The organism is Alkaliphilus sp. B6464 (assembly GCF_018141165.1).
Classification (GTDB): Bacteria; Bacillota; Clostridia; order Peptostreptococcales; family Natronincolaceae; genus Alkaliphilus_B.
In genome coordinates this window covers 2,349,856-2,374,764 of record NZ_CP058557.1, presented here as the reverse complement: position 1 = coordinate 2,374,764, position 24,909 = coordinate 2,349,856, and the positions used below count along the sequence as shown (strand labels likewise).

Sequence of the window (24,909 nt, the reverse complement as noted above, 5' to 3'; positions counted from 1 at the left end):
TTATTTTTAGCTCCATATATTATAATTGTTTCATACTTAAATCTATATATTTAATAGGATCAATAGCCTCATTTCGATACCATACTTCTAACAAAAGCTTTTCAGATGAAGTTCCTATTACTTGACCCTTTTCTACCCTTTGATTTAACTCTACATGGTTAGTATCAAGATATTTATATACAGATAACAATTCTCCTTTATGCTTTATAATAATATAGTTGCCAATAAATTTATTTGCTCCAATATCAATAATAACACCATCATCAACAGAATAAATATTTTTTCCTGTATCACTAGAAAAAATTAAACCTTTTGATACATTTGATGTCCTACCAATATTTTCATTAAAATAAGAAATTATCTCTCCATCTACTGGTAATATAAATTTGTTTTCTACTTTACCTTCTAGCTTCATTGTTTCTAATGCTTTGCCTCCAAATAGCTTAACATGTGCATATAATTTCTTTGTCCCTGCTATATAAGTATTTAGGCTTGCATTATGTTCTAATTTTTCCTCTACAAAATTTAATGCATTTTTTGGTGCTTGAAAATTTAACATTTGAATAATTAATACTAACATAATCAATATAATCGAAATAATAGTTCTAGTAAATGTTTTCCTAAGCCAATTATGATAGCTTGTAGAGTTGATACATAGTTTTCTTTTTACAAATAAATTGTTAGAAGAATTTGCTCTGTTTTTTCCTGTAACCATATACTATACTCACTCCTTTGCTTCTGCTTTAGTATAATATATTGATTACATAGTAATTTTATTACTTGAGGAAATTGCATATTTAACTTTTTATAAAAAATTTTATATATACTGTATATTTAAAGCGATCAACATACAATATATAGTTGTTTTAATTTCAGACTTTGAATTATGCAATTTCCTCACTTAAGTAAATTCTATATTAAAGTTGTATCAAATTGAACAAATTTTTCTTTTGAAAAACTCATAGATTAACTTTGTTTAAATACATAACTAAAATTATGGCTTATGAACAATTTTAATAGGTGCATAATTCTCCTATATATTATAAAAAGACTATCTAAAAATTAAATAGTCTTTTTAAATATGTTGTATATTAGTTTTTATAAAACCTAACGGCTACGATCTTTCATCTTCTTAATGGGGATATTTGCAACTAACGCTGGAACACTTGAATCATCATAGTCTCTTTTAGTTTTAGTTAACTTAATATCCAGCCCATCCTCATCAATTTCCATATAATCAGAAATAACCTTAATTATGTCTCCCTTAACCATATCTAGAAAGTGAGGAGAGCAGTTTGTTCTATCATGAACTAAAACTAATTTCAATCTTTCTTTGGCTACATTTTTACTTGTTTCAGAGTCCCGACTAAAAAATTTCCATAAATCCATGTTTTTTCTCCTCTCCCAAATATTTATTTAGCTAAACCAAATATTTTCTTTAGCTTGCTCATAAATCCCTCTTCACTTTCCATATTTATAAAAGAAACATTTTCCCCTGTAATTCTTCTAGTTATATTTCTATATGCCTGTCCAGCTAATGAATTTGAATCTGTAACTACAGGTTCACCTTTATTAGTAGAAATGACAATCGTCTCATCATCAGGTATTACTCCAAGCAAATCAATAGCTAGAATATCAATCATATCATCAATATTCATCATATCTCCTCTCTTAACCATATCAATTCTAATACGGTTAATAATTAGTAGAGGATCCCTTATTTCAGATGCTTCAAGCAACCCAATAATTCTATCTGCATCCCTTACTGCTGATATTTCTGGAGTTGTTACAACGACAGCACGATCTGCACCTGCAATCGCATTTTTAAAACCTTGTTCTATTCCTGCTGGGCAATCAATTAAAACATAATCAAAGTTCTCTTTTAGTTCTAATGTGAGCTTTTGCATTTGTTCTGTACTAATAGAGTTTTTATCCTTAGTTTGTGCTGCTGGTAGTAAATGTAGTCCTTCGTATCTCTTATCCTTTATTAGGCCCTGTTTTAATCTACAAACACCGTCAACTACATCGACAATGTCATAAACTATTCGATTTTCTAAGCCCATTACTACATCTAGGTTTCTTAATCCAATATCAGCATCCACTACTACAACCTTATACCCTAACTGTGCCAATCCAGTACCTAAATTAGCTGTAGTAGTTGTTTTTCCTACCCCTCCTTTTCCAGAGGTTATTACAATGACTTCACCCATAACCTTTCCCCCTATCTTATGTATATTTTAATAGTCTTTATAAATTTAATATTATTTTTTGTTTAAATAAGGTTCAATATATACCATATTTCCTTTTACTCTGGCTAATTCTGGAATTTTTGGTTTTTCATAATCACCATCTGGCGCCCTAGTTATAACATCTGAAATTCGGAGTTGAGTAGGATCTAAATGAAAAGCAGCTACACAGGCATCCATGTTGCCATTTGCTCCAGCATGGGCCACTCCACGCAAACTACCCATAACAATAATATTTCCGTATGCAGTTATTTGAGCACCTGGATTAACATCTCCTAATACAACCACATTTCCTTTATAGCTTATATTTTGTCCTGATCTTAAAGTACCTTGAATAAACTTTGTTTTTCCTTCAATGACCCCTGCAAAAATTTCTTCAGTAGACTCAGCTTTATTTAAAGCCTCTCTTTCTTCTGGCTTTAAAACATGTATTTTATATCTTGTCGCCATCAACATTTGTAATTCTTCCTTCTCTTCAGTTGTCAAAGTATCACAATATATATCGAAAATTTTAGCACCCTTAAAAAATGATTGTGTTTTTTCTATTTTGTTAATTAAATGCTCTTTTATAACTTCAAAATCATATTGTGGCTTAATACAAATTAAAATCCCTTTTCTGGTTCCTTTAAACTCTATCACATTTTCCTGAATCATTGGTATTACCTCCACCAACATATTGCCTATACTACTAAATTCTCCACAAATTAGATAAATCCTTCTTTGATATACAAAAAACTTAATAAGTCTAAATGCCTAGAAAAAAAGCAGCTAAGCTGCTTTCGTTAAAGAATCCCATGTTGCGTTTATTTAAGCAACCTGTTTTCAATATTAAGATTCTCATTATCATCAGTTGCATTTAAACCCATATATTCTGCTACAATCTCTCTAAAAATAGGAGCACCGTATCCTCCTGAGCCACCTTGTGGAATAAGAATTGAAATTGCAATTTGAGGATTATCATAAGGAGCAAATCCAGTAAACCAAGTGTAGTTATCATAATTAGGTTTAAATTGATCAATATCTTTATCCCTAATTTTAGGATTTAGTTGCTTAATAGCTTCTCTCATAACAAAAGCATCGTCCATATATTTGGCACTATCTTTATTTTTGCTCTTTAGTTCAAGCATTCTTGCCTCTACTTGCTGCAAAGAAACACCAAATTTTGATAGATGAGTTTTTAAATATTCAACTTCATCCACTGGTGGAATCTTACCAGATTTTTGAGCAGTACCTGTTTTAGCAGCAACATCAATTGGAAAATTATTGAAATGAGATCTAACTGAACCTGTTGCTGTAACTTCATGCATTCCACGTCTTATTTCATCTAAGTTGTTGTAATCATTTAATTCAATTCTTTCTATTAGCTCAGTAGGATACTCTTCGATATTTCCATTCTCAATTGATTTAATTTTATCAACAACACTTACTTTATATTTATACCCATCATTAGCCAGCATGGCCATAAAGTTTGCCATTTGAATAGGTGTGTATGCATGTTCTCCTTGCCCAATTGAAAAGTTCATAGTATCAGCTACACTCCATTTTGCTTGGTTAAAATAATTATACTTTGCAACATCTGTGTATATACTAGCTTTTTCTTTTTTTACTCCTAACTCAATCATCCTTTTCTCAACAGTTCCTCTGGATGGATTTTCATCTGCCCAACTTACAATTTCTTGTATAATTGTTTCTAGATTATCAGCATTCGGTGTAACTTTATTTGGGTCTAGATCTTCTAATTTCATTTGTCTATTTAAATAGTTATTAAGCATAGCCTTAACTGTTGTTAATTTTCTTTCAATGCTAGGAACTCCCCCAGATTTTTCCCTTGGTATATCAATTTCTATACCTGTACGATCATTTAGTCCAAATCTTTTAGTATAGTCAATTAATATTTCTGGACTCATTTTAATTGGAAGAGGTTTTCCAGCACCATAATCATATCCATTAGCTAAAGAGTAAAAATAATAGTTATTAGAATCTCTAATAGCCTCTGCTAAATTTTGATAACCCATGGTTCTTCTATTTTGATTCCATAGCCAGTTACCGAATGAGTGTCCTCCAACTTTAATATATCCTTTGTCTAAAATTTTATAATTAGGACTAAGTCCTTGCTCCAAACCCGCTAAGCCAACAAGCATTTTAAAAGTAGAACCAGGCTGTACTGCTGTACTTAAAGCCATATTTAATAAAGGCCTAGGAGCTAAAAGATCTCTTTCATTTTCTGGCATTAAACTTTGCCAATCTGCTGTGCTTATGCCTGTAGCAAAAAGATTAGGATCATAAGATGGATAGCTTGCTAGAGCTAGAACATCACCAGTTTTAACATCTGTTACTACAACAGCACCCGACTTAGCATTTGCCCTAATTCCACTTGTACCTAAAAAGTTGCTTTTCCCCCACTTAGTTTCATAAGTTCCTCCAGTTTGAATTGCTTTTAGAACTTCTTCTAGAACTTCTTCTGTTCTTTTTTGCAAGTTAATATCCATTGATAAATATAATGTATCTCCAGGAATTGGGTCCTTTCTTTCTAAAACTTCAACAAGTCTTCCTCTAGAATCTACAATTACTTTTTGGTAACCATCTTGCCCTTTTAATATTTCTTCAAATTTATGCTCAAGGCCTGTTTTCCCTATAATATCCCCCGGTAAATAGTTTAATTCTTTAATATATTTATCTATTTCATGTTGTTGCGCAATCTTCCCTAAAGACCCTATTAAATGAGCGGCCAATTCTCCTTCAGGATAATATCTAATTGACTCAATTACCACACTTATCCCTGGTAAATCTAAAATATTCTCTTCAATTTGTGCCACAGAACGTGATGAGATATCTTGAGCTATCTTTACAGGGTTATACTGCAAGTATCCATTACTTCTTATTTGTTGGCGAATAACCATAATTTTTCTTGCATCTTCAAAAGAATATTCATCAGGTATTTCATAGTTTTTCTTAATCTTATTAAATGCATCTATAGCACTTATATCTAAATCTTCAAATCCATAGCTTTTAAGCCAATCTTCTTTTTTTAATTCATCTGTATACCTCCATCTAGTTGCCTCTTTTATAGATATAGGTACAGTTAAATCTGGAATTTCTAGGAGCTTTAGTTGTGCCTCATAAGGATCTTCTACCTCAATACCATATCTTTCCTTTAAAATTTTGAAAGCTTCTTCTCCGTCTTTAACTCCTACCAACCCATAAGTTTCCTTCCAACTAGCTAAATCTATATCATAAGTAAAGGTATACTCCCCGGCTTCTGTTATTACAATTGGAAATTCATCTGTATATTTATCATCATTTTTCTCTAATATATTTACTAAATCCAATGACACCTGATTTATTTTATTACTATCTATTTCATTTCTCATAATTTGCACAGTAAAACTAGGCCTATTCCCAGCCAATAATCTACCATATTTATCCCTAATTTCGCCCCTTGGAGCACTTAAAGGAATGTTTTTAAAAATTCTATTTTCTGCTTGTTCACGATAATACTGTCCTTCTACTATCATTAAAGTTGCTAATCTTAAAATTATAACAGCAATAATAATAGCGAATACCAAAATAATTATATTATAACGATCTTTTAATTTTTTTAAAAACATTTCCATCACCTTTAATTAATATCTTTTTTTCATTAAACTAGATTTAAATAATTTAGATACATAAAAATAAATAATCAGGGAGAGAATAGAGTTATATATTACTTCTACTATTAACATTTTTTTTATTACATTAAATAACTCAATCCGATATCCTAACAAAAATATTAAGAGAAGATTTATTGTTTCATAAAAAACTGTTGCTAAAGCTGTTAGCGTGAAAGGAATAATTAGATTGTCCTTGAAAATTTTTTGATCCATAAGTCCAACTAAATATCCTGTAATCATAAATACAAGAGCATTTAAGCCGATTGTACGACCGAAAACAATATCATGCAAAATGCCTACAAAGAATCCAATCATAGCTCCTTTATTTTTACCACTGTATATGGCAAAGGATATTACGAGTATTAAAGCTGTATTAGGCAATACTCCGTATATTTTTAACCACTGAAAGACGGTAGATTGCAATATTAAATTTAATATAACAATTAAGCTAATTATAATCGGCTTCACTATTAGTTTCCCCTTTATTAATAATCAATTTCTCTTGGTCCCATTACCAATACCTTAGTTATTCTCTTGAAGTTTACTGATGGTTCTACCTTAATTGTTTTTAATAGATGATCGCCAGATTTGTCTATTTCGACAATTTCTCCTATTGTAATTCCTTTTGGATAAATTCCAAGCCCTGAAGTAACTATTTTATCACCTACAATTACATCTGCTAGAGGGTCAAATAAATATCCCGTTACTTCATTAGTAATACTTCCAGTAACTATGCCTTGCAAACTACTATCTCTCATTATTTGAAAGCTAACAGAACTATTATTATCTATAATTGAAATAACCTTTGCCCAAGTACCTCCAACCTCATATACTCTACCAACAAGTCCATTAGAGTCTAATACTATACTATCTTTTTTTATTCCTTGATTTTCTCCAACGTCAATTGTAAATATATTAAACCAATTACCTGGACTTTTTCCTACTATACTTGCAGTAATAGTATCGTATTTTTCAGTATCCTCAATATAGTTCAATGCATACTTTAAACCTTTTAACTCTTCAAGTTCACTTTTCGACATTGATAAATTTAAAACCTCTTTTTCTAGTGCTTCTACTTCTTTTTTTAGTTCTTCGTTTTCTGTTTTAAGCTTAGTTAGTCTAGCTATTGAGCTAATATTCTCTCCCAAACTACTAACTCCAGTATTAATAACACTTTGAACAGGAGTAATTAAATTCCCAATCCACTTTTCTACCACTGTAATATTTTCTCTTTGTTTAGCGGTAATACCCGATATTATAATGAGAATGATAGCGACAATTGCCACTATCATTGCTGAACCATTTTTTGACCTTTTTTTAGCCACTCATATCACCCAGCTTATCCTAATTTCTTCGGTGCTATTAAAACTCTCTTTAGAGTATCGATTTCTTCTATTGTTTTACCAGTACCCATTACTACACAATCTAAAGGTTCTTCAGCAATCTGAACAGGCATTCCAGTCTCTTTTCGTACTAATTTATCTAATCCATCTAGTAATGCTCCCCCGCCTGTAAGCATAATACCCATTTCCATAATATCAGCAGCAAGTTCCGGTGGTGTCTTCTCTAATGTATATTTAATTGCTTCAATAATTTGTCCTACAGGCTCCTTTAAAGCATCCATTATTTCACTTGATGTTATCTCTAAGGTTTTAGGCAATCCAGAAACTAAATCTCTACCTCTAACTAGCATCTTTTCTTCCTTAGATTTAGGAAATGCGGATCCAACGGTTACCTTTACTTCTTCAGCAGTTCTCTCACCAATCATTAGACTATATTCTCTTTTTATATATTGAACAATTGATTCATCTAATTCATCTCCGCCAACCCTAATAGATTTAGCTGTTACAATACCTCCTAGTGAAATAATTGCAACCTCCGTTGTACCTCCGCCAATATCTACAACCATGCTTCCAGCAGGTTCTTCAACAGGTAAGCCGGCACCTATAGCTGCTGCCATAGGTTCTTCTATTAAATAAGCCTCTCTTGCGCCTGCTTGCAATGCAGCCTCTTCTACAGCTCTCTTTTCTACTTCAGTAACTCCTGAAGGAACGCATACAACTACTCTTGGTTGTATTATTGTTTTTTTAGAATAAGCCTTTTTAATAAAATATTTTAACATGCTTTGTGTTACATCAAAATCTGCAATTACTCCATCTTTCATAGGTCTAATAGCCACTATGTTTCCTGGAGTTCTACCAATCATTTTTTTTGCATCTTCACCTACAGATAAAACTGTTTTAGTATCATTTTGAATTGCTACTACTGAAGGTTCATTAAGTACAATTCCCTTTCCTCTTACATAAACTAATGTATTTGCTGTTCCTAAGTCAATTCCCATGTCACGTGAGAAAAATTTAAACATCCCCATCAATAATGCTCCTTCCTTTTACATAACGATTATATCAATTCTTGCTCCTTCATACTAAAGTAAATTCCATCTCCAATAATTATATGATCTAATACATTTATCCCGATAATAGTGCCTGCTTCAATAAGTCTTTTTGTTATATTAATATCTTCACCACTAGGTTTGGGATCTCCACTTGGATGATTATGTGCCAATATAATGGCAGAACTACTTCTCTTAATTGCTCTATTAAAAACCTCTCTAGGATGAACAATAGAAGAATTTAAACTACCTACAGAGATGTTCTCTATAGCGATTACATCATGCTTAGTATTCAATAATAAAATATTAAATATTTCCTTATTTAAATATCTCATCTCTTCCATTAATAAATTACTTACATCATCAGGGCTCTTTATCTTGTAATTATTTCCCTTTGTTGTTAAAGCTATACGCTTTCCGAGCTCCACGGCGGCTATAATTTGAGATGCCTTTGCCAATCCAACACCTTTTATCTGCTTTAACTCCTCAATAGTACAATCTCTAAGAGACCTCAGTCCTTCGTTAGACATATTTAGTATTCCACTTGCCAAATCAATTGCAGTCTTATCCCTTGTACCTGTAGACAAAATAATTGCTAATAATTCTGCATTTGATAAACTTTGACAACCATAGGCTAACATCTTCTCCCTTGGTCGTTCACTTTCAGGCATCTTTTTAATAGTAGTATACTCACAATAATTATTCACTACCAATCACCCCTAAAAAATTTTAAAGGAGGCTGATGTCAAAATGATTATGCAATGCTACGCCTAACTTAAATATTGGCAAACCAACCACATTAAAATAATCCCCTTCTATCTTGGATACAAATAAAGAGGCTTTCCCTTGAATTCCATAAGCTCCTGCTTTATCCATAGGTTCACCAGTAGAAATGTACTTTTGTATTTGATTATCCGTAAGATGATTGAAATATACATTTGTACACTCATAATCAATGAACTCTTTCTGGGTTAAACAGTCGATAACTGCGAATCCAGTAATAACCCTATGAACTTGACCAGAAAGAAGCTTAAGCATACTATATGCTTCGTCTATATTTCTAGGTTTTCCTAGTATCTTATTATATTCTACTATAGTATCAGCCCCAATAACAACATAATCTCCATTTATTTTATTCGAAATATCCTTTGCTTTTAGGTATGCTAACTGTTTGGCAATTTCTGGGGGTGAAAGATTTTCATTCACTTTTTCCTCAATATTGCTCCCTACTACTTTGAACTCAACTCCCAGTCCTTCAAGAATTTCTTTTCTTCTTGGCGAAGTAGAGGCTAAAACTATTTGTTTCATAATTTCACCTACAGTCTATTAAATACAATTACTGCTAATAAAAGTCCAATTAAACTAGCAATATTAATTTTAATCAATAAAGTTATTTGAAAGTAAATAATACCTAAATTAATTTCAATATTTTTTAAGCCTAATGGTTCTGGGCCATAGTTTAAAAAAGGAAGTGTTTTTTGAAAAAAGCTACCGATTAAACTTCCTAAAATTACTCCAGTAATAACAAACAATATTAATAACCAAGAATTTCTAAGTTTCCCCATAATTATCCCCCATTTACACTTAAGGTCTTACTATATAATCAATGCTCGCTTTAGTTTTGCTTAAAGTATAATTTGCAGTAATTCCAATAAATATTCCCGTGAAAATACTGGTCAACATTAATATCGGCAAATAAGCAAATATTTTAGGATTTTTAATAATTATACTGGCTACTGTCAACTGGGCCATATTATGTCCTAGTGCCCCAAAAATACTTACACCTATTAAACTAAAATACTTCCTAAAAAACTTATACATAGCCCACATTATGATTGTACTAACAAGAGCACCTGCCATACTATACATCATGGAAATTACAGCTCCTGAGGCTAATCCACCTATAAAACTCCTCAGTATATTAACGGCTAATGCATATTTAATTCCATATATCGCTAGAGTAATAAGTCCAACAATATTAGCTAGTCCTAATTTTGCACCTGGTGCAAAGGCTGTAAAAGGATTAGGGATCATGGACTCAATAATATGAAGTGCTAATCCAACAGAGGTCAACATGGCCAAGTGTACCATTTTTCTTGTATTCATATAGTCATCACACTTTCTAAATAATAGATTAAATTTAATTTTTTAAATGAAAGAATCTTACGATATTAATATTTTAACAACAATACCAATTTAAGCAAGCATTTAGTTAAGATATAGTTTTAAAATCTAATATATAAATTGAAAGTAAACACATTAAAAGTTTACCATTAACAGTTTTAATATACAAGTAGTAAATAATTGTATTTCTAGAGCTTATTAATTAAAGTCCATCTGATACTATTACATCTACTCATAGAACACTAGAAAATTTGTTCTAAACTTTCTAGTATTTAAGATACCACTAGCTTTCTGCTTCTTAAAAAAACACCAGTAATAAAAACCTTTTACTTTATTAGATAATTGGAAAATAATAGAAGAGCCGCTAGCGGCTCTTCTATTATTAATAAATATATTATTATAAATTAAATTTTTGCTTTCTTTCTAAATCTCCTTCAATTGCCTTTGTAGGACACTTTTCAACACATACAAAGCAATTAGTACACTTATCATAGTTAATAGATGCTAAATTATCTTTAAAATCAATCGCTTGTGTTGGACAGTTTTTAACGCAAATTTGACATCCAATACATCCAACACTGCATTTTTGTCTAACTACTTTTCCTGGTTCTTTGTTATTACATGTAATAACAACACTTTGCTCATAAGGAGCCCATGCGATTACGCTCTTTGGACATACCTCTAGACATTTACCACAAGCAGTACATTTTTCAGGATCAATCTTTGCAATTCTTCCATCTACTATTTCGATTGCATCGAAAGCACAAGCTTTTACACATGTACCATATCCTAGACATCCATATTGGCAAGATTTACTTCCACCTTGAACCATTGATGCCGCAACACAATCTTGAATACCATCGTATTCAAATTTTTCACCGCATTTTGTAGTATCTCCGTTACATATAACCTTAGCTACTTTTCTTCCTCCGTCGCCAGCTTCTACTCCCATAATTCCAGCAACTTTAGCCGCAATATCAGCACCACCAACAGGACAGCCGTTTACTGGTGCTTCACCTGCTGCAACAGCCTTTGCAAAGTTATCGCATCCTGGGAAACCACATCCACCGCAGTTTGCTCCTGGAAGTACATCTCTAATAGCAATGGATTTTGGATCAACTTCTACAGCAAATTTTTGAGATGCATATGCTAAACCTGCACCGAATACTAGACCCATACCTCCAAGACTTACTACAGGATATATAATTGTTTGAAGATTCATTTTATCACTCCTTTATACCAATCCAGCAAAGCCCATGAATGCCATTGACATTAAACTTGCAGTAAATAATGCAATTGGAAATCCTTTGAAGGCTTCAGGAATATCAGATAATTCCAAACGCTCTCTAATACCAGCAAACAGTACAATCGCTAAAGAGAATCCAATAGCAGATGCTGCCGAGTTTATAATAGTTTCAATTAAATTGTATTCTTGTTGAATATTCAAAATTGCTACCCCTAGTACTGCACAGTTAGTAGTAATAAGCGGTAAGTATACTCCTAATGATTGATATAAAGTAGGGCTACTTTTCTGTATAACCATTTCTACAAATTGAACTAGTGCAGCTATTACTAAAATAAAAGAAACTGTTTGCATATATGCTAATCCTAAGTTATTTAAAATAAAAGTTTGTACCAAGTAGGTAATTGTTCCTGCTAATGTCATAACGAAAGTAACCGCCATTCCCATACCAAAAGCAGTTTCTACCTGTTTAGAAACACCTAAAAATGGACATATCCCTAAGTTTCTAGACAAAACATAGTTATTTACTAATATACCACTTACTAGTATAACAAATAATGATCCAAATGTCACGAATTACACCTCCTAATTACGCATTATGTTTTTTAGCTGCAAGACTTCCGAATAGTGCAAGAAGTAAACCTAAAACTAAGAAAGCACCTGGAGCTTGAGTCATAATAGACATTGGCTCAAAACTACTCCACATTACTTGCTTACCAAAAATTGATCCTGCTCCTATTAATTCTCTTATAGAACCTAATATTGTTAAAGCAACCGCAAAACCTAACCCATTTCCTAAACCATCTATTGCTGAACTAAAAATTGAGTTTTTAGATGCAAAAGCCTCCGCTCTAGCTAAAATAATGCAGTTAACAACTATTAATGGTAAAAATATACCTAAAGATTCATATAATGGAGTTACATAAGCTTGTAAAAGCATTTCTATTATAGTTACGAATGTTGCGATTACAACAACAAATGCAGGTATCCTAATTTGATCTGGTATAACTTTTCTAAGCATAGAAATTACTATGTTAGAACCAAGTAATACCGCAGTTGTAGCAAGTCCCATACCTAAACCATTTGTTGCTGAAGTCGTTGTTGCAAGTGTAGGACACATTCCTAGTACTTGCACAAAAGTTGGATTATTAAAAATCAATCCATTTGTAAATACCTTTCTAGTACTCATCATATAAACTCACCTCCAAAGCTATCGGTTATATATTATTTTAATACAGTTTGAAATAATTTTATTGATGCATTTACTCCTGCAATTGCAGCTTTTGATGAAACAGTAGCACCTGAAATTGCTTGTATATCAGGACCCACACTAAGTTCTTCTGCTGCTGATTTTCCTGCAAATTGTGATTGGAAATCTACCTCTGCAATTTTTGATCCAAGCCCTGGTGTTTCACTTTGTGATGCAACTCTTATTCCGGCTACAGTTCCATCGATATTAATACCAGTTAGCATTACAACATCTCCACCATATCCCTTAGTTAGTGTTTTAACAACATAACCGCTGGTGCTTCCACCTTTTAATGCTTCATAGGCTTCTTGAACACCCTCTACATCGCCAATGGCAGGATTCTCCACTACTTTAAACTCATCGGCATCTGGCAATAATTCTTTCATGTATACAAGATTGGCTTCCATAGCTTTTTCTTGAATAACGACTTTAGTAACATCATTTACAACACTAAGTAATCCAGCCGATACAGCAGTTATAACTAATAATATTAATCCTAATCTAACCATTTGTTTCATAGATTACTTCACCTCCCCAAATACTCTAGGAGCTGTATACTTCTCAATTAGAGGAGCTGCAATATTCATAAGAAGAATAGAGAAGCCTACACCTTCTGGATAACCACCGTAAAGTCTAAATACAGAAGTTAAAATACCACATCCAAGTGCAAAGAAAATTCTTCCTTTAGGTGTAACTGGTGCAGATGCATAGTCGGTAGCCATATATATTGCTCCTAGCATTAAACCTCCAGCTAATAAGTGATACAGCATGAAAGTTGGATTAAATCCACCGTATACTAAAGTAATTGCTGCAACTGTACCAACATAAATTGCAGGAATGTGCCATGAAATAACGCCTCTATATATTAAGTATATCCCACCTAATATTAAAAGAATTGCAGACGTCTCTCCTAAAGAACCTCCTGTATTCCCTAATAACATATCAAATAACTTTGGAGCATTGCTTGGTACTTCAGAAACACCCTTTACAAAGCTTAAAGGTGTAGCTCCTGATACAGCATCAGCACCTGGCTTTACCCAAGCTGTCATACGACCTGTGTATGAAATCATAAGCATAATTCTGGCAGCTAAAGCAGGGTTCATAAAGTTATGACCTACACCACCGAAAAACTGTTTTACAACTAAGATTGCAATAACAGAACCTAAAACAGGAATCCACCATGGTGCAGAAGCTGGTATATTAAAGGCTAATAATAATCCTGTTACTACTGCACTTAAATCATTGATTGTTATAGGTTTTTTAGTTATTTTTTGAAATATAGCTTCTGAAATAACAGCTGTTAATACTGATAGTAATATAACTTTTGCTGCATTCATTCTAAAATAGTATAATGCCCCTAATGCTGCAGGTAATAATGCGATTATTACATCTAGCATTACTTTCTGTATCGTGTTTTCAACCCTAATATGGGGTGAAGAAGATACAAATAATTTTCCTTCCATCAATCTTCCCTCCCATCAACTAATTACTTTGCTTTCTTTTTTTTGCGACTATTTCTCTTTTTGCTACTCTAATAGATTGTAATAAAGGTCTCTTCGATGGACATATAAATGAGCAAGAACCACATTCGATACAATCTAAAGCTCTATATTTTTCTGCATGCTCCATCATGTTATTTAAAGAGTATGCACTGATTTGTATTGGTTGAAGGTTTGCAGGACAAATTTCAACGCACTTACCGCAACGTATACACTGTTGAGGATCTGGAATTCTTGCTTCTTCTTCATCGAATACTAATACTCCAGAAGCACCTTTTGCAATTACAACATCGTCTGAATGCTGAGCAAACCCCATCATAGGCCCACCCATTATAATTTTTCCTGGAGTTTTAGCATAACCTCCACATTGCTCGATTACTTCTTTAATAGGTACCCCTATTTTCATTAATAGATTCTTAGGATTTGCTATTGCGCTTCCTGTAACTGTAGTAATTCTATCAATTAATGGCATACCTGTTTTTAATGTTTTAGCAACTTGAGCTGCTGTTCCAACGTTATTTACGATTGCACCTGCATCTGCTGGCAATCCACCAGAAGGTACTTCTCTACCTGTACAAGCATAAATTAATTGTTTCTCCGCACCTTGAGGATATTTTGTGTGTAGTGCTACAACTTTAATATTTGGATATTTTTCTGCTGCTTTTTTCATAGATTCAATAGCATCTGGTTTATTATCCTCAATACCAATAAATCCATTTTCAACATTTACAGCCTTCATCATAGCTAATAATCCATATATAACGTCATCTGGATTTTCAAGCATTAAACGATGATCTGCTGTTAAGAAAGGTTCACACTCAGCTCCATTTAAAATAAAGTTTTCAACTTTCTTATCTGGAGGAACCGATAATTTTACATGGGTTGGGAAAGTAGCTCCACCCATTCCAACTATTCCTGCATCTTTAATTGCAGCAATAATTTCTTCTGGCTTTAATGATTCGATACTTCCTATTGGCTTAATAGAAGGATGTACTTCATTTAAACCATCAGATTCAATTACTACTGCTTGAACTTCTCCACCGATAACATTAGGTATCATAGTAATTGCCTTAACAGTACCAGATACACTTGAGTGTACTGGAGACGAAACAAAACCTTGAGGCTCTCCTATTCTCTCACCTACAGTAACACGGTCTCCTACCTTTACTAACGGTTGACAAGGTGCTCCGATGTGTTGTTGTAGTGGAATGTATACAACACTTGGTTCAACAGCTTTTTCTATTTTAAGATTAGCTGTTGCTTCTTTATAACCGGGAGGATGAATACCACCCCTAAAGGTTAAAAACTTCATTACATATTTCACCCCTTAAATATTATTTGATTATAGCTTAAACAATTTCCATTTCAAGTCACAATTCGACATGTTTTTCCATGTTAATTAATTAACCACGAAATTTAATTAATATAACATTATTTTCATCATGTCATCAAAATGGAATATTGTATACTGTAGTTCTTATATAAAATACAGCATAAATATCCCTAGTTGTGTTTAATTTCAATTATTTATAGTCTATAATCACTTATCTGTTATTATGGAATAATTATTCTACATTACTATATTAGTATAAAATTTAAGATTTAACAAGCATTTCTAGTCCATCTTTTATATATTCTTTTATTTAAACTTCTTTCTTATTGTATAAATCGACATTTTTAAACCCTTTTAAACTTAAGAAAAGGTTTAAAAATATAACATACTTATTTAAATCATTTCTTAATTACTTCTATTGTTCTAAATAAACTATCTAAAAAATGATTTTGCAACTTATATGTGTCCCTTTCCTCTTCTATTATTTTTAAGGACTCCAAAATATTTTTCTCTTGATATTCAATCATTTTCTTTATATCCTCTACATTAGCAAATTCCTTAGGTAATTTAACATTATTAACTTTTTCAGACATTTGTACTAAAAGTTTTTGATGATTAATTAATATTTCCTTATACTCTTCCAATGTACCTTCTGCATTAATAGTTTTATACAAAGTCTCTGAAGATTGATTTAATATTTCTATTAACAAATTCATATCATCTATAACTTCCTTTGTCCCATTATTTTCTATACTTGAGTAACGAATTTGTTTTTGTGGAATATATATTTGCCCTATATAAGCATCAGCATATACTTCTCTTACATTGTCTAATTTTTTTTCTATATCTTCTTTTTTAGTAGATCCAAATGTATATACTTTATATACGTTATCTAATTTGTATATGATATGTGGAAAACTATAATTATTTAATTGTTCAATTAATGATTCTATATTTTTATTATCAGATATGCTGGCTATTTGTACCATATATGCAGATAACGAATTTTGATTAATTGTCTCTGTATTTATTTCTTGTTTACCCGAAACTTCAGTTACATCCTCTGTGTCCTTTACGTCTTTTTCTATACTATCATCCTCTACTTCTCCATTCTCTTCTAAAAGAATATCACTCGGTGGTTTTAGTATATTATCAGTATTAATTGTAGGAATAACCAGCCATTCAGTAATCCTCGATCCAATTGCCACAGCTGTTATAGGTAAAATAACTAGAAAGAATATAGCTACCCCTATATTAATTCTCCTTTGCCTTTTTCGTATACCAATTCTAGATTTTCTCACAATAATCCCTCCTATATTATTAATATTTAATGAATAGATTGTCCTTCTTTTACTTATTTTAGATTTCAGTACTCTACATAAATGGTACTTTGGTCTATTGAATACTTGTCTTAATATATATATAATAAAATTATTAAATTATTCCTTGGAGGAAGATAGATTATGTTAAAAGGTATGGTTAATCAAATTTTTTATGAGAAAGTAATGAGTATTCAAAATAAGATTCCAGTAAAACTAAATGTACTTGAAATAAACACACCTTCATTTAATGAAGTGTTAAATACAGAAATGAATCCGACAGAAAAGATAGGTAACCTGAATGACTACAGTAATTTAAATGACTCAAATAGTTTTGATCATATAATCAGTGAAGCATCTACTAAATTTAACATTCCTCAAGCCCTTATTAAATCTGTTATTTCAGTAGAATCTAGCTTTAATCCCAATAGTATATCATCGGCTGGTGCTAAAGGTTTAATGCAGCTTATGCCATTAACAGCAGAACATCTCGGCGTTAAAAATGTATGGAATCCTAAACAAAATATAGAAGGCGGAACAAAATATCTAAGAGAACTAATGGACCGATATGACGGAAATATAAAGCTAGCTTTAGCAGCATATAATGCTGGTCCTGGAAATATAGAAAAGTACAATGGCATACCTCCATTCAAAGAAACGGAAAGTTATGTAGATAAAGTATTAAATAATATTTCTAAGTTTACTGTTATATAGTTATATTATTTAGAATAGAAAATATTTTTTATCACCCAGTTAAACAAAAGGAACTCCTATACAAATTTTGTATAGGAGTTCCTTTTGTTTATAACCTAACAGCTTTCATAAATCGACTGCTATAATAACGATCGGATAATGAGTCTTTAACAATTTGACGTTTTGATGTAGATGCATGAATAATTTGCCCATTACCTATATATATCCCTACATGAGTTATGTTGTCACCTATTTTTCCAGAAGTATCGAAGAATACAAGATCACCCTTCTGTAAATCTGCTCTGCTGACTGATGTTCCTATTGTTGCTTGACCGCTAGCTGTTCTTGGAAGTTGATTAATTCCCTTTGCATTTAGATATTCACTATAATATGTTTTCAGTATGTATGATGAAAAACCAGAACAATCAAAGCTATTTGGTCCACCTGCACCATAAACATATTTTTTACCTAAATATTTTTCTGTAATAGACTCTATATTATCAAATACTTCTCTAGATGACCCAGATCTATTTACATTTGTTTTTTCAGTAAGTAAAACTGTAATATACTTACTTTCTATCCAGCCTTCTTTATCACTAGATGTAATCACATTATACCAATTATCACTATAACCTTTAATGTAAACTACTTCTTCCTTTTTTAGCGATATAACATTAGCTGAAATATTATTGGCCTGCTCTTTTAATACAACAGCGTTAGTATTTATTTTTCCACTAGGAAGGTTATAGGTTAATTTAATATAGTCTGAATGCACCCATCCCTTCATATTATTATCTAGAACAACTTCATACCATCCATTCGATGTATTAATAATAGTAACAATATTTCCGTTATAAATCTTATTAATTATACTATTATCAGTAGATGGTCCTATTCTTACATTAAGCACACTAGCTGTTACTTCTCCTTTTTTCAGGCTACTCTTAGTATAAGACCTGTCATTAATAGTAGCTTCTTCAGAAGAAATCCACCCCTCACTTTTTCCATCTGGTAACTCTACACGATACCAGTTGTCCAATATTTCCTTAACAGTAATTTGTGTTCCTATATTTAACTTGTCCAGCTCTTCGCTGTCAAAAACCTTTTCTTGTCTAACAATTGTTTCAGGTGCAATTATTGTAGCTTTATAGTCCAAACCAGATACAACTGTAGTTGATAATAATGCGGATGCTAATGCCATACACATAATATATTTATTTTTGTTTTTCAAAATGTAAACCATCTCCCCCATAAGTAAGTCATCTTCTTTAGTTCTTCTTTAGTAATATAAACTATTCTATATATATTAAAATTGTCCTGCTTTTTTATTATTTTTCTTACAAATTTATTACAAAAATATTTTTCATTATTTATAGAACAAAGCACCTTTTTGTGCAAGATATTTTATCTACAAAAAGGTGTGTAAATTATTTAATAACTATTCATTTGTTTCCAAATTGTAGTGCACTTCTTGAACATCATTATTGTCTTCAAGCATATCTATTAACTTATTCATTTTCTTTATATCTTCTTCATTTTGTAATTGTGTTAAAATCTGTGCTAGATAGGCAACTTTAGCTTCTATAAATGTGCAATTTTCCTTTTCTTTTAAATGAGGTTTATGTTTCAATAAATTCAGATAGGAATGTTTTTACTTTCTCCACGACTAAATCTACTGGTTCTGTCACAGGCGCTCTTGACGGTCCTCGTGCGTATTCTCAAATAAATCTTGTCACAAATAAAATTATTAATAAGACATTTAAGTCTGCTCCAAATTATACTGAATTAGGAAAATTAGAGTTTGTCGAATATAGCAATGAAGTGATTGAATTGAGTGATGAACGGATTCTTGAAATTGGATTGTGTTTTAAAGATTTAATCAGAAGAATAGAACTAAATTAACAAGGAGGTATCATCTTTCTTAGATGTAATGACTACGAAATTGAATAATTATTTAAAATATCGTATTACTCAAAACTGAATTTTACAGTATTTTTATGTCGTAATGGAAGCAACGGACTCTGCATCATTTTTAAATAAAAGTGTATCTAGCGCTGTAGCTGCTGCTGATGGTACGCTGATTGAAGAAAAGGACTATACCTTTGAAGGATACCCTGGTAAGGAGTTAAAATACTCTGGTTCACAAGATGGCATGGAACTTACAATTTATCACAAGATTTTTTTAGTTGATAATCGATTATTCCAGCTTCAAATCATGAATGCTGATACTGACGAATATTTAGATCACTATGACAACTTCTTTAATTCTTTTAAGTTATCTAAGTAAATCTAGACCCTTACAACGACAATATGTGTGTAATTCGTAACTAATTAAAATGAAAAAATAATAGTTAAAGCCCTCAGGGGCTTTTTATTTTTGGTTCTGTTAGACTTAATTGTTAATTTTGTACACTAAATAGGGTAGTCTAATTGGACTACCTTATTTATCCTAATTTAAGAATATTCCCTGCTATTTTACTTTAATCAGTTTTCCCTCCGTTGAACAACTCATCAACAGTTGTACCTAAACTTCTTGCTAAATCAAATGCAAGAGATAATGAAGGGTCGTATTTATTATTTTCTATCGCATTAATTGTCTGTCTTGAAACATTGCATAGTTTAGCAATTTCATCTTGAGTCAACTTCTTTACTTTTCTTAGTTCTTGAATTCTATTTTGCACTCCAATCACCATATTTCTTTTTGTTGAGTATTAAAGAAATGAGGAATACGACAGATATTACCGCTAAAATAATAAACGGATTAATACCCTCTACTTTACCCCCACTTACAAATGTAACATATAAAGATTCGCCAATCTTTATTATTAAGAAACCTACCATAATTAGGAACGTTTGAGACATTGACTTTGATTTGATAAAACTGTTTCTTTCATCTCCTTGTTTAGATAAAGATAGTATCAGTAATCCAATTGTTATTAACAGGCATAGAATAATGCCTGAAAATATTATGAAAAACCAATCCATAAAAACACCTCCTATAATGTAAAACATCTTTTACAATTACAGTATATAATTGCATTCGTTTTTTGTCAAATATATTTTACATTTTATTTTTTAAAGAGATTTTTTCGTCTTTACTAAGAACAACAATCGTTAGGAAAATAGTCTCTATTTATAGTGTAATATTTACTTTCCAGACAAGCTTCGACATTCTTGTTTAGTTATCGCAATTTAAGAAGAATGAGAGCTAACTTATATACAAATTACATCAGTTTCAACAGTTTTATTTAATAAAGCCTAATTTTTTTATACATAATGATATGGGGTCCAATAGGCGGATAATCAAATACTTCACCGTGTACTTTAAAACCTAATTTACTATAATATTCTTGCACAGTAGTCCTTCCTTTGCACCATAAAAAGTTAACGCCCTGTTCTTTTATTAAATTTTCAGCGTAGTTAACCACTAACCTTCCAGCTCCTAACTTTCGAAAATCATCCAGAGTTGCCATCGCTCTTAATCGATATTGTTTTTCAATAGGAAAATTAGGATGCTTTTCGATACAAAATGATGCAACACTTATCAGCTTTCCTTGATAGAATGCTCCAACATGAAATGCGTTGTCTTCATTGTCTGTATCATATTTACAGTCTTCAATTGCCTGGTGTGGACGTAGAACACTATGTCTAATACTGTAAGTCATTTCTGGCTTAATTCTTCTAACCTCAAACATGTTTTTCCTCCAATTTTTGTGATAGAAATAAAATATGTTTATAAATATGTTTATATATGTAAAATAGTTCTCTTAACAGTTTAATAATCCTGCTTAAGTTAATTGCTTTTCATGGAATATTTATATATGACTATCAAGTTACCTGAGTATACAAGATATATTCAGGGGTTAGTTTTATAAAGAAACTCATGCGAAGCTCTTAATTCGCATTTTATAAATAATGCAGTATTATTCGTATAACTCTTGATTGTTCTTGGTAATAACTTTCTTATCTGACGCTCAAATATAAATTCTTTTAAACAATCTTCTAATAACATAAAAAACACCCTCCTACATAAATATTTAATAATAAACATTCATATAAGAAGGTGTTCCACTTGTACATCCACAATCCAACCGAGTAATCAACAGTATACATCATTACTTAATCAAAATCCGCATGTACATCACTATTCAGTAGTCTGCACAAAAGTTAACAACTATTCAAATTTAAATAGTTTTATGCCTGTTCCCAATTGTAGTGCACTTCTTGAACATCATCATTGTCTTCAAGCATATCTATTAACCTATTCATTTTTTTTATGTCTTCTTCACTTTGTAATTGTGCTAAGGTCTGTGGTAGATATGCAATTTTAGCTTCTATAAATGTGTAATTTTCTTTTTCAAGACCTTCCTTCACACTGTTAAAATCTTCAATCCTTGTAATAATTTCATAGGCATCTTCTTCAGATACAAAGTCTTCTGCACCAGCTTCTAATGCTGTCATCATCAGTGTTTCCTCATCTATATTATCATTTTTTTCAATAATTATTTGACCTTTTCTATCAAACATAAAGGAAACACAACCTGGTGATCCTAAATTTCCACCATTTTTGTCAAAGGCATGTCTTACTTCTCCTGCAGTTCTATTTCTATTATCAGTAAGTACTTCAACTATAACAGCTACACCACCTGGTCCATATCCTTCGTAAATAAACTCTTCATATTGATCTGAACCTAGTTCTCCAGTGCCCTTTTTTATAGCTCTATCAATATTATCGTTAGGCATATTTTGAAGCTTTGCCTTATCAATAGCATTTTTCAAAGCTGCATTATACTCTATATCTCCGCCACCTTCACGAGCAGCTACAGTAATTAACCGTGCTAGTTTAGTATATATTTTTGCCTTCTTAGCATCTTGCTTTGATTTTCTATCGATAATGTTACCGATTCTTCCCATAATTCCATCTCCTTAATTAAGCTGTGGTGAAGCAATACTGCTTCATTTAATATATGATTTCTAAAAAAATTTTAGCATAACTTGGTGAAGTATGCAATTTATTTATCCAAGTTCGGCGATGGCGGAGTTGTTCTTTTATGATCAGAATTTTTATGTAGTCTTTCAATAATTACTAAGTCTTTTTCTGGTATAGATTTACCATCTAAAAAAGAATCAATATGTTCATATGTTGTGCCCATTTCCTGCTCATCGGTTTGCCCTTCCCATAATCCAGCTGATGGTTGCTTTTCAATAACTTCCTTAGGAACACCTAGTGCTTTAGCCCATTCATATACTTCATACTTTTTCAATGAAGCTATAGGCAGAAGATCTACACCACCATCCCCATACTTAGTAAAATATCCTGTATATAACTCTGCTGCATTGTCTGTACCTACTACTAAGTAATTTAAATTATTAGCAATTGCATAAAGGGTACTCATCCTTAGCCTTGCTCTTAAATTAGAATCCGTTGCCCTTTTGGTACCGTTGTTAAATTTACCTTTACCGTTTAATTGTTCTGTTACCTTAGCCATAATTCCATTATGTTCTTCTTCTAAATCAACTTCAAAATAATCAATATTACAAGCCTTCGCGCTTAAAATTCCATCTTCTATATCTTTTTTATCACTCTTAATAGGCAGTATTATTCCTAAAGAATTGTTAGGGAAAGCTTTTTTGATTAAGCAAGCAACAACAGCTGAATCTATTCCCCCAGAAATTCCAACAGCAAGTCCTTTAGCCCCAGCATTATTTACCTGTTCTCTTAACCATAATGTAACTTCATCAATTTTTTTATGTATTTGTTGATCCATAAAGAGTCTCCTTTCATTACCAGCTTATTTGTATTATTATATCATAAGTTATACGCTTTTTATCCACTGTGTACATAAAAAAACACCTATAGCTATATAGGTGATTCAACCTCTATTTATACTTTTATATTTTATATCAAAGTCTGTTACTATACAGAATATCTTGGTTCTATTTGGTTAAACTAAGACTCAGTTACTAATTTTGTTACCTTACAATTTTATTTATACATAGGAGAAATAATATGGAAAAATTTATATATTGGCTTAAAATTGCTTTAATTGGTTTCTTTTCGGGTATTATAAATGGCTTATTTGGGGCCGGGGGCGGAACTGTTGCGGTTTTAGCTCTTACACTTATCTTTGGGATAAGCCAACATAAAGCTCAAGCCACTGCAATATCTATAATTCTTCCTCTTTCATTAATTAGTGGTTTTATTTATTATAAAAATGGCTTTACCACAATAGATATAACTCTTAAAGTAGCCTTAGGAGGAATTATTGGGAGTTACATAGGCTCCAATGCGTTAAACAAAATTCCTGCAAACTATCTTAGAAAAATTTTTGGCTTTTTTATAATAGTTGCTGCTATAAGGATGGTGTTTTTATGATATTTTTTTTGTTAGGATTAATAACTGGCGCAATTGGTGGTATGGGAATTGGCGGAGGAACCATTTTAATTCCTAGTATAATACTTTTAACAAACTTAAACCAACAAACGGTTCAAAGCATAAATTTAATTTCGTTTATACCTGTAGCGATTGTCGCATTAGTTGTTCACTATCGTAATAAAAATATATTGTTAAAACTTAGTTATCCTCTTATTTTTTTTGGGATATTTGGTACTTTCATAGGATCAAAACTAGCACTAACTCTTTCATCCACGTTATTAAGAAAATGGTTCGGAGTTTTTTTATTAATTATGGGAATTTACGAAGTTTTCTATAAAGGTAAAAAAAAGGAATGAAGCCACTGTTTTTAGTGGCCATTTCCTAAAGCAACTAACACACAATCATAATATACAATTTGTAGGCCATCTTCCTCTGCCATGTCTATAATATCTTCATCAAAGGTACCAGGTTGAAACCATACATACTCAATTCCAAGCTCTTTTATTTCTGTAAGTGTAGACTTAGTTACTTTAGGGTTTACAACCATATCTATACATTCAGGTTTTTCTGGCAAGTCTTTTAAACTACTATATAGCTTATCTCCATCTAAGCTTTCATATTTTGGATTTACGCCATATACTGTATATCCATGGTCTTTTAATTTTTTATAGATTTTATAGCCAAACTTTTCTGAATCGGGAGTAGCTCCTACAACTGCCCATACCTTTTTACTTAGCATTTCTTTTTTTACCTGTTCTATTTTATCCATATATAATCCTCCC

32 protein-coding genes are annotated in these 24,909 nt (G+C 31.7%); 4 read left to right on the top strand and 28 right to left on the bottom strand.

The window, feature by feature from the left end; all coding sequences use genetic code 11:
* Positions 1 to 19 precede the first annotated feature (19 nt).
* The 19 genes from HYG84_RS11840 to HYG84_RS11750 form a co-directional block, all read right to left on the bottom strand.
* Positions 20 to 715, bottom strand: coding sequence for a murein hydrolase activator EnvC family protein (locus HYG84_RS11840; protein ID WP_212377409.1), 696 nt, complete (start codon positions 713 to 715; stop codon positions 20 to 22).
* A 392-nt stretch (positions 716 to 1,107) separates the two neighbouring features.
* Complete coding sequence (minE, locus tag HYG84_RS11835; protein ID WP_212377407.1) at positions 1,108 to 1,389, bottom strand: cell division topological specificity factor MinE; 282 nt, start codon at positions 1,387 to 1,389, stop codon at positions 1,108 to 1,110.
* Positions 1,390 to 1,412: 23 nt separating this feature from the next.
* Positions 1,413 to 2,210: a septum site-determining protein MinD gene (minD, locus tag HYG84_RS11830; RefSeq protein ID WP_212377405.1), complete on the bottom strand. Its 798-nt coding sequence runs from the start codon at positions 2,208 to 2,210 to the stop codon at positions 1,413 to 1,415.
* A 51-nt stretch (positions 2,211 to 2,261) separates the two neighbouring features.
* A complete protein-coding gene (gene minC, locus HYG84_RS11825) occupies positions 2,262 to 2,900 on the bottom strand; it encodes a septum site-determining protein MinC (protein WP_212377403.1) in 639 nt (212 codons plus the stop codon).
* Positions 2,901 to 3,049: 149 nt separating this feature from the next.
* The gene (locus HYG84_RS11820) at positions 3,050 to 5,854 is read right to left on the bottom strand and encodes a penicillin-binding transpeptidase domain-containing protein (RefSeq protein WP_212377401.1); all 2,805 of its coding nucleotides are present in this window, start codon (positions 5,852 to 5,854) and stop codon (positions 3,050 to 3,052) included.
* Positions 5,855 to 5,869: 15 nt separating this feature from the next.
* Positions 5,870 to 6,367: a rod shape-determining protein MreD gene (mreD, locus tag HYG84_RS11815; protein ID WP_212377399.1), complete on the bottom strand. Its 498-nt coding sequence runs from the start codon at positions 6,365 to 6,367 to the stop codon at positions 5,870 to 5,872.
* A gap of 17 nt (positions 6,368 to 6,384) precedes the next feature.
* Positions 6,385 to 7,224 carry a rod shape-determining protein MreC gene (mreC, locus tag HYG84_RS11810; RefSeq protein ID WP_212377397.1) on the bottom strand — a complete coding sequence of 280 codons (840 nt, stop codon included), beginning with the start codon at positions 7,222 to 7,224 and terminating at the stop codon, positions 6,385 to 6,387.
* Between the two features lie 14 nt (positions 7,225 to 7,238).
* The gene (locus HYG84_RS11805) at positions 7,239 to 8,270 is read right to left on the bottom strand and encodes a rod shape-determining protein (RefSeq protein ID WP_305829046.1); all 1,032 of its coding nucleotides are present in this window, start codon (positions 8,268 to 8,270) and stop codon (positions 7,239 to 7,241) included.
* Between the two features lie 29 nt (positions 8,271 to 8,299).
* Positions 8,300 to 8,962: a RadC family protein gene (gene radC, locus HYG84_RS11800; protein ID WP_212382234.1), complete on the bottom strand. Its 663-nt coding sequence runs from the start codon at positions 8,960 to 8,962 to the stop codon at positions 8,300 to 8,302.
* Between the two features lie 58 nt (positions 8,963 to 9,020).
* A complete protein-coding gene (locus tag HYG84_RS11795) occupies positions 9,021 to 9,599 on the bottom strand; it encodes a Maf family protein (protein WP_212377395.1) in 579 nt (192 codons plus the stop codon).
* Positions 9,600 to 9,607: 8 nt separating this feature from the next.
* A complete protein-coding gene (locus HYG84_RS11790; protein WP_212377393.1) occupies positions 9,608 to 9,856 on the bottom strand; it encodes a DUF4321 domain-containing protein in 249 nt (82 codons plus the stop codon).
* 19 nt (positions 9,857 to 9,875) lie between these two features.
* Positions 9,876 to 10,397 carry a Gx transporter family protein gene (locus HYG84_RS11785; RefSeq protein WP_212377391.1) on the bottom strand — a complete coding sequence of 174 codons (522 nt, stop codon included), beginning with the start codon at positions 10,395 to 10,397 and terminating at the stop codon, positions 9,876 to 9,878.
* A 415-nt stretch (positions 10,398 to 10,812) separates the two neighbouring features.
* Positions 10,813 to 11,637, bottom strand: a complete 825-nt coding sequence (locus tag HYG84_RS11780; RefSeq protein ID WP_212377389.1) for an RnfABCDGE type electron transport complex subunit B — start codon at positions 11,635 to 11,637, stop codon at positions 10,813 to 10,815.
* Positions 11,638 to 11,649: 12 nt separating this feature from the next.
* Entirely contained in the window at positions 11,650 to 12,231 is a 582-nt protein-coding gene (rsxA, locus tag HYG84_RS11775; RefSeq protein ID WP_212377387.1) for an electron transport complex subunit RsxA, read from the bottom strand.
* 16 nt (positions 12,232 to 12,247) lie between these two features.
* Positions 12,248 to 12,847, bottom strand: coding sequence for an electron transport complex subunit RsxE (rsxE, locus tag HYG84_RS11770; protein ID WP_212382231.1), 600 nt, complete (start codon positions 12,845 to 12,847; stop codon positions 12,248 to 12,250).
* Between the two features lie 35 nt (positions 12,848 to 12,882).
* The gene (locus tag HYG84_RS11765; protein ID WP_212377385.1) at positions 12,883 to 13,425 is read right to left on the bottom strand and encodes an RnfABCDGE type electron transport complex subunit G; all 543 of its coding nucleotides are present in this window, start codon (positions 13,423 to 13,425) and stop codon (positions 12,883 to 12,885) included.
* A gap of 3 nt (positions 13,426 to 13,428) precedes the next feature.
* Positions 13,429 to 14,370, bottom strand: a complete 942-nt coding sequence (locus HYG84_RS11760) for an RnfABCDGE type electron transport complex subunit D (RefSeq protein ID WP_212377383.1) — start codon at positions 14,368 to 14,370, stop codon at positions 13,429 to 13,431.
* 19 nt (positions 14,371 to 14,389) lie between these two features.
* Positions 14,390 to 15,718: an electron transport complex subunit RsxC gene (gene rsxC, locus HYG84_RS11755; RefSeq protein ID WP_212377381.1), complete on the bottom strand. Its 1,329-nt coding sequence runs from the start codon at positions 15,716 to 15,718 to the stop codon at positions 14,390 to 14,392.
* Between the two features lie 419 nt (positions 15,719 to 16,137).
* Positions 16,138 to 17,040, bottom strand: a complete 903-nt coding sequence (locus HYG84_RS11750) for a hypothetical protein (protein WP_212377379.1) — start codon at positions 17,038 to 17,040, stop codon at positions 16,138 to 16,140.
* 162 nt (positions 17,041 to 17,202) lie between these two features.
* Here HYG84_RS11750 and HYG84_RS11745 point away from each other — a divergent pair, with 162 nt between their 5' ends.
* Positions 17,203 to 17,772 (top strand): lytic transglycosylase domain-containing protein, encoded by a 570-nt coding sequence (locus HYG84_RS11745; RefSeq protein ID WP_249168605.1) that lies wholly within the window; start codon positions 17,203 to 17,205, stop codon positions 17,770 to 17,772.
* A gap of 88 nt (positions 17,773 to 17,860) precedes the next feature.
* Here HYG84_RS11745 and HYG84_RS11740 read toward each other — a convergent pair whose 3' ends face one another.
* Both HYG84_RS11740 and HYG84_RS11735 read right to left on the bottom strand, forming a co-directional pair.
* Complete coding sequence (locus HYG84_RS11740) at positions 17,861 to 18,982, bottom strand: C40 family peptidase (protein WP_212377377.1); 1,122 nt, start codon at positions 18,980 to 18,982, stop codon at positions 17,861 to 17,863.
* A gap of 207 nt (positions 18,983 to 19,189) precedes the next feature.
* Positions 19,190 to 19,381 (bottom strand): YebC/PmpR family DNA-binding transcriptional regulator, encoded by a 192-nt coding sequence (locus HYG84_RS11735; protein WP_249168604.1) that lies wholly within the window; start codon positions 19,379 to 19,381, stop codon positions 19,190 to 19,192.
* Positions 19,382 to 19,756: 375 nt separating this feature from the next.
* Here HYG84_RS11735 and HYG84_RS11730 point away from each other — a divergent pair, with 375 nt between their 5' ends.
* Entirely contained in the window at positions 19,757 to 20,038 is a 282-nt protein-coding gene (locus tag HYG84_RS11730; protein WP_212377375.1) for a hypothetical protein, read from the top strand.
* A gap of 193 nt (positions 20,039 to 20,231) precedes the next feature.
* On the opposite strand, the gene HYG84_RS11725 is transcribed toward HYG84_RS11730, so the two are convergent.
* The 6 genes from HYG84_RS11725 to nadE form a co-directional block, all read right to left on the bottom strand.
* Positions 20,232 to 20,432, bottom strand: coding sequence for a helix-turn-helix transcriptional regulator (locus HYG84_RS11725; RefSeq protein WP_305829045.1), 201 nt, complete (start codon positions 20,430 to 20,432; stop codon positions 20,232 to 20,234).
* A complete protein-coding gene (locus tag HYG84_RS11720) occupies positions 20,422 to 20,736 on the bottom strand; it encodes a hypothetical protein (protein ID WP_212377370.1) in 315 nt (104 codons plus the stop codon). The genes HYG84_RS11725 and HYG84_RS11720 overlap by 11 nt, the downstream gene beginning before the upstream one ends.
* Before the next feature lie 263 nt (positions 20,737 to 20,999).
* Positions 21,000 to 21,446: a GNAT family N-acetyltransferase gene (locus HYG84_RS11715; protein WP_212377368.1), complete on the bottom strand. Its 447-nt coding sequence runs from the start codon at positions 21,444 to 21,446 to the stop codon at positions 21,000 to 21,002.
* A 161-nt stretch (positions 21,447 to 21,607) separates the two neighbouring features.
* Positions 21,608 to 21,763 (bottom strand): hypothetical protein, encoded by a 156-nt coding sequence (locus HYG84_RS11710; protein WP_212377366.1) that lies wholly within the window; start codon positions 21,761 to 21,763, stop codon positions 21,608 to 21,610.
* 182 nt (positions 21,764 to 21,945) lie between these two features.
* The gene (locus HYG84_RS11705; protein ID WP_212377364.1) at positions 21,946 to 22,665 is read right to left on the bottom strand and encodes a YebC/PmpR family DNA-binding transcriptional regulator; all 720 of its coding nucleotides are present in this window, start codon (positions 22,663 to 22,665) and stop codon (positions 21,946 to 21,948) included.
* Between the two features lie 98 nt (positions 22,666 to 22,763).
* The gene (gene nadE / locus HYG84_RS11700; RefSeq protein WP_212377361.1) at positions 22,764 to 23,519 is read right to left on the bottom strand and encodes an NAD(+) synthase; all 756 of its coding nucleotides are present in this window, start codon (positions 23,517 to 23,519) and stop codon (positions 22,764 to 22,766) included.
* A gap of 242 nt (positions 23,520 to 23,761) precedes the next feature.
* Here nadE and HYG84_RS11695 point away from each other — a divergent pair, with 242 nt between their 5' ends.
* A complete protein-coding gene (locus HYG84_RS11695; RefSeq protein WP_212377358.1) occupies positions 23,762 to 24,127 on the top strand; it encodes a sulfite exporter TauE/SafE family protein in 366 nt (121 codons plus the stop codon).
* On the top strand, positions 24,124 to 24,483 hold the full coding sequence (locus HYG84_RS11690; RefSeq protein WP_212377355.1) for a sulfite exporter TauE/SafE family protein: 360 nt from the start codon (positions 24,124 to 24,126) through the stop codon (positions 24,481 to 24,483). The genes HYG84_RS11695 and HYG84_RS11690 overlap by 4 nt, the downstream gene beginning before the upstream one ends.
* An 11-nt stretch (positions 24,484 to 24,494) precedes the next feature.
* On the opposite strand, the gene HYG84_RS11685 is transcribed toward HYG84_RS11690, so the two are convergent.
* Positions 24,495 to 24,896 (bottom strand): CoA-binding protein, encoded by a 402-nt coding sequence (locus HYG84_RS11685; protein WP_212377352.1) that lies wholly within the window; start codon positions 24,894 to 24,896, stop codon positions 24,495 to 24,497.
* Positions 24,897 to 24,909 lie beyond the last annotated feature (13 nt).

Excerpts from the sequence above, each read along its gene's own strand:
- HYG84_RS11765 (WP_212377385.1), bottom strand. The coding sequence starts at position 13,425 with ATGAAACAAATGGTTAGATTAGGATTAATATTATTAGTTATAACTGCT.
- HYG84_RS11730 (WP_212377375.1), top strand. The coding sequence starts at position 19,757 with ATGGAAGCAACGGACTCTGCATCATTTTTAAATAAAAGTGTATCTAGC.
- HYG84_RS11840 (WP_212377409.1), bottom strand. The coding sequence starts at position 715 with ATGGTTACAGGAAAAAACAGAGCAAATTCTTCTAACAATTTATTTGTA.
- HYG84_RS11705 (WP_212377364.1), bottom strand. The coding sequence starts at position 22,665 with ATGGGAAGAATCGGTAACATTATCGATAGAAAATCAAAGCAAGATGCT.
- HYG84_RS11715 (WP_212377368.1), bottom strand. The coding sequence starts at position 21,446 with ATGTTTGAGGTTAGAAGAATTAAGCCAGAAATGACTTACAGTATTAGA.
- HYG84_RS11690 (WP_212377355.1), top strand. The coding sequence starts at position 24,124 with ATGATATTTTTTTTGTTAGGATTAATAACTGGCGCAATTGGTGGTATG.
- rsxE (WP_212382231.1), bottom strand. The coding sequence starts at position 12,847 with ATGAGTACTAGAAAGGTATTTACAAATGGATTGATTTTTAATAATCCA.
- HYG84_RS11720 (WP_212377370.1), bottom strand. The coding sequence starts at position 20,736 with ATGGATTGGTTTTTCATAATATTTTCAGGCATTATTCTATGCCTGTTA.
- HYG84_RS11760 (WP_212377383.1), bottom strand. The coding sequence starts at position 14,370 with ATGGAAGGAAAATTATTTGTATCTTCTTCACCCCATATTAGGGTTGAA.
- rsxC (WP_212377381.1), bottom strand. The coding sequence starts at position 15,718 with ATGAAGTTTTTAACCTTTAGGGGTGGTATTCATCCTCCCGGTTATAAA.
- HYG84_RS11820 (WP_212377401.1), bottom strand. The coding sequence starts at position 5,854 with ATGTTTTTAAAAAAATTAAAAGATCGTTATAATATAATTATTTTGGTA.
- HYG84_RS11685 (WP_212377352.1), bottom strand. The coding sequence starts at position 24,896 with ATGGATAAAATAGAACAGGTAAAAAAAGAAATGCTAAGTAAAAAGGTA.
- HYG84_RS11805 (WP_305829046.1), bottom strand. The coding sequence starts at position 8,270 with ATGGGGATGTTTAAATTTTTCTCACGTGACATGGGAATTGACTTAGGA.
- HYG84_RS11745 (WP_249168605.1), top strand. The coding sequence starts at position 17,203 with ATGTTAAAAGGTATGGTTAATCAAATTTTTTATGAGAAAGTAATGAGT.
- minD (WP_212377405.1), bottom strand. The coding sequence starts at position 2,210 with ATGGGTGAAGTCATTGTAATAACCTCTGGAAAAGGAGGGGTAGGAAAA.
- HYG84_RS11710 (WP_212377366.1), bottom strand. The coding sequence starts at position 21,763 with ATGTTATTAGAAGATTGTTTAAAAGAATTTATATTTGAGCGTCAGATA.
- radC (WP_212382234.1), bottom strand. The coding sequence starts at position 8,962 with ATGCCTGAAAGTGAACGACCAAGGGAGAAGATGTTAGCCTATGGTTGT.
- HYG84_RS11790 (WP_212377393.1), bottom strand. The coding sequence starts at position 9,856 with ATGGGGAAACTTAGAAATTCTTGGTTATTAATATTGTTTGTTATTACT.
- minE (WP_212377407.1), bottom strand. The coding sequence starts at position 1,389 with ATGGATTTATGGAAATTTTTTAGTCGGGACTCTGAAACAAGTAAAAAT.
- HYG84_RS11795 (WP_212377395.1), bottom strand. The coding sequence starts at position 9,599 with ATGAAACAAATAGTTTTAGCCTCTACTTCGCCAAGAAGAAAAGAAATT.
- HYG84_RS11695 (WP_212377358.1), top strand. The coding sequence starts at position 23,762 with ATGGAAAAATTTATATATTGGCTTAAAATTGCTTTAATTGGTTTCTTT.
- nadE (WP_212377361.1), bottom strand. The coding sequence starts at position 23,519 with ATGGATCAACAAATACATAAAAAAATTGATGAAGTTACATTATGGTTA.
- minC (WP_212377403.1), bottom strand. The coding sequence starts at position 2,900 with ATGATTCAGGAAAATGTGATAGAGTTTAAAGGAACCAGAAAAGGGATT.
- HYG84_RS11780 (WP_212377389.1), bottom strand. The coding sequence starts at position 11,637 with ATGAATCTTCAAACAATTATATATCCTGTAGTAAGTCTTGGAGGTATG.
- HYG84_RS11785 (WP_212377391.1), bottom strand. The coding sequence starts at position 10,397 with ATGAATACAAGAAAAATGGTACACTTGGCCATGTTGACCTCTGTTGGA.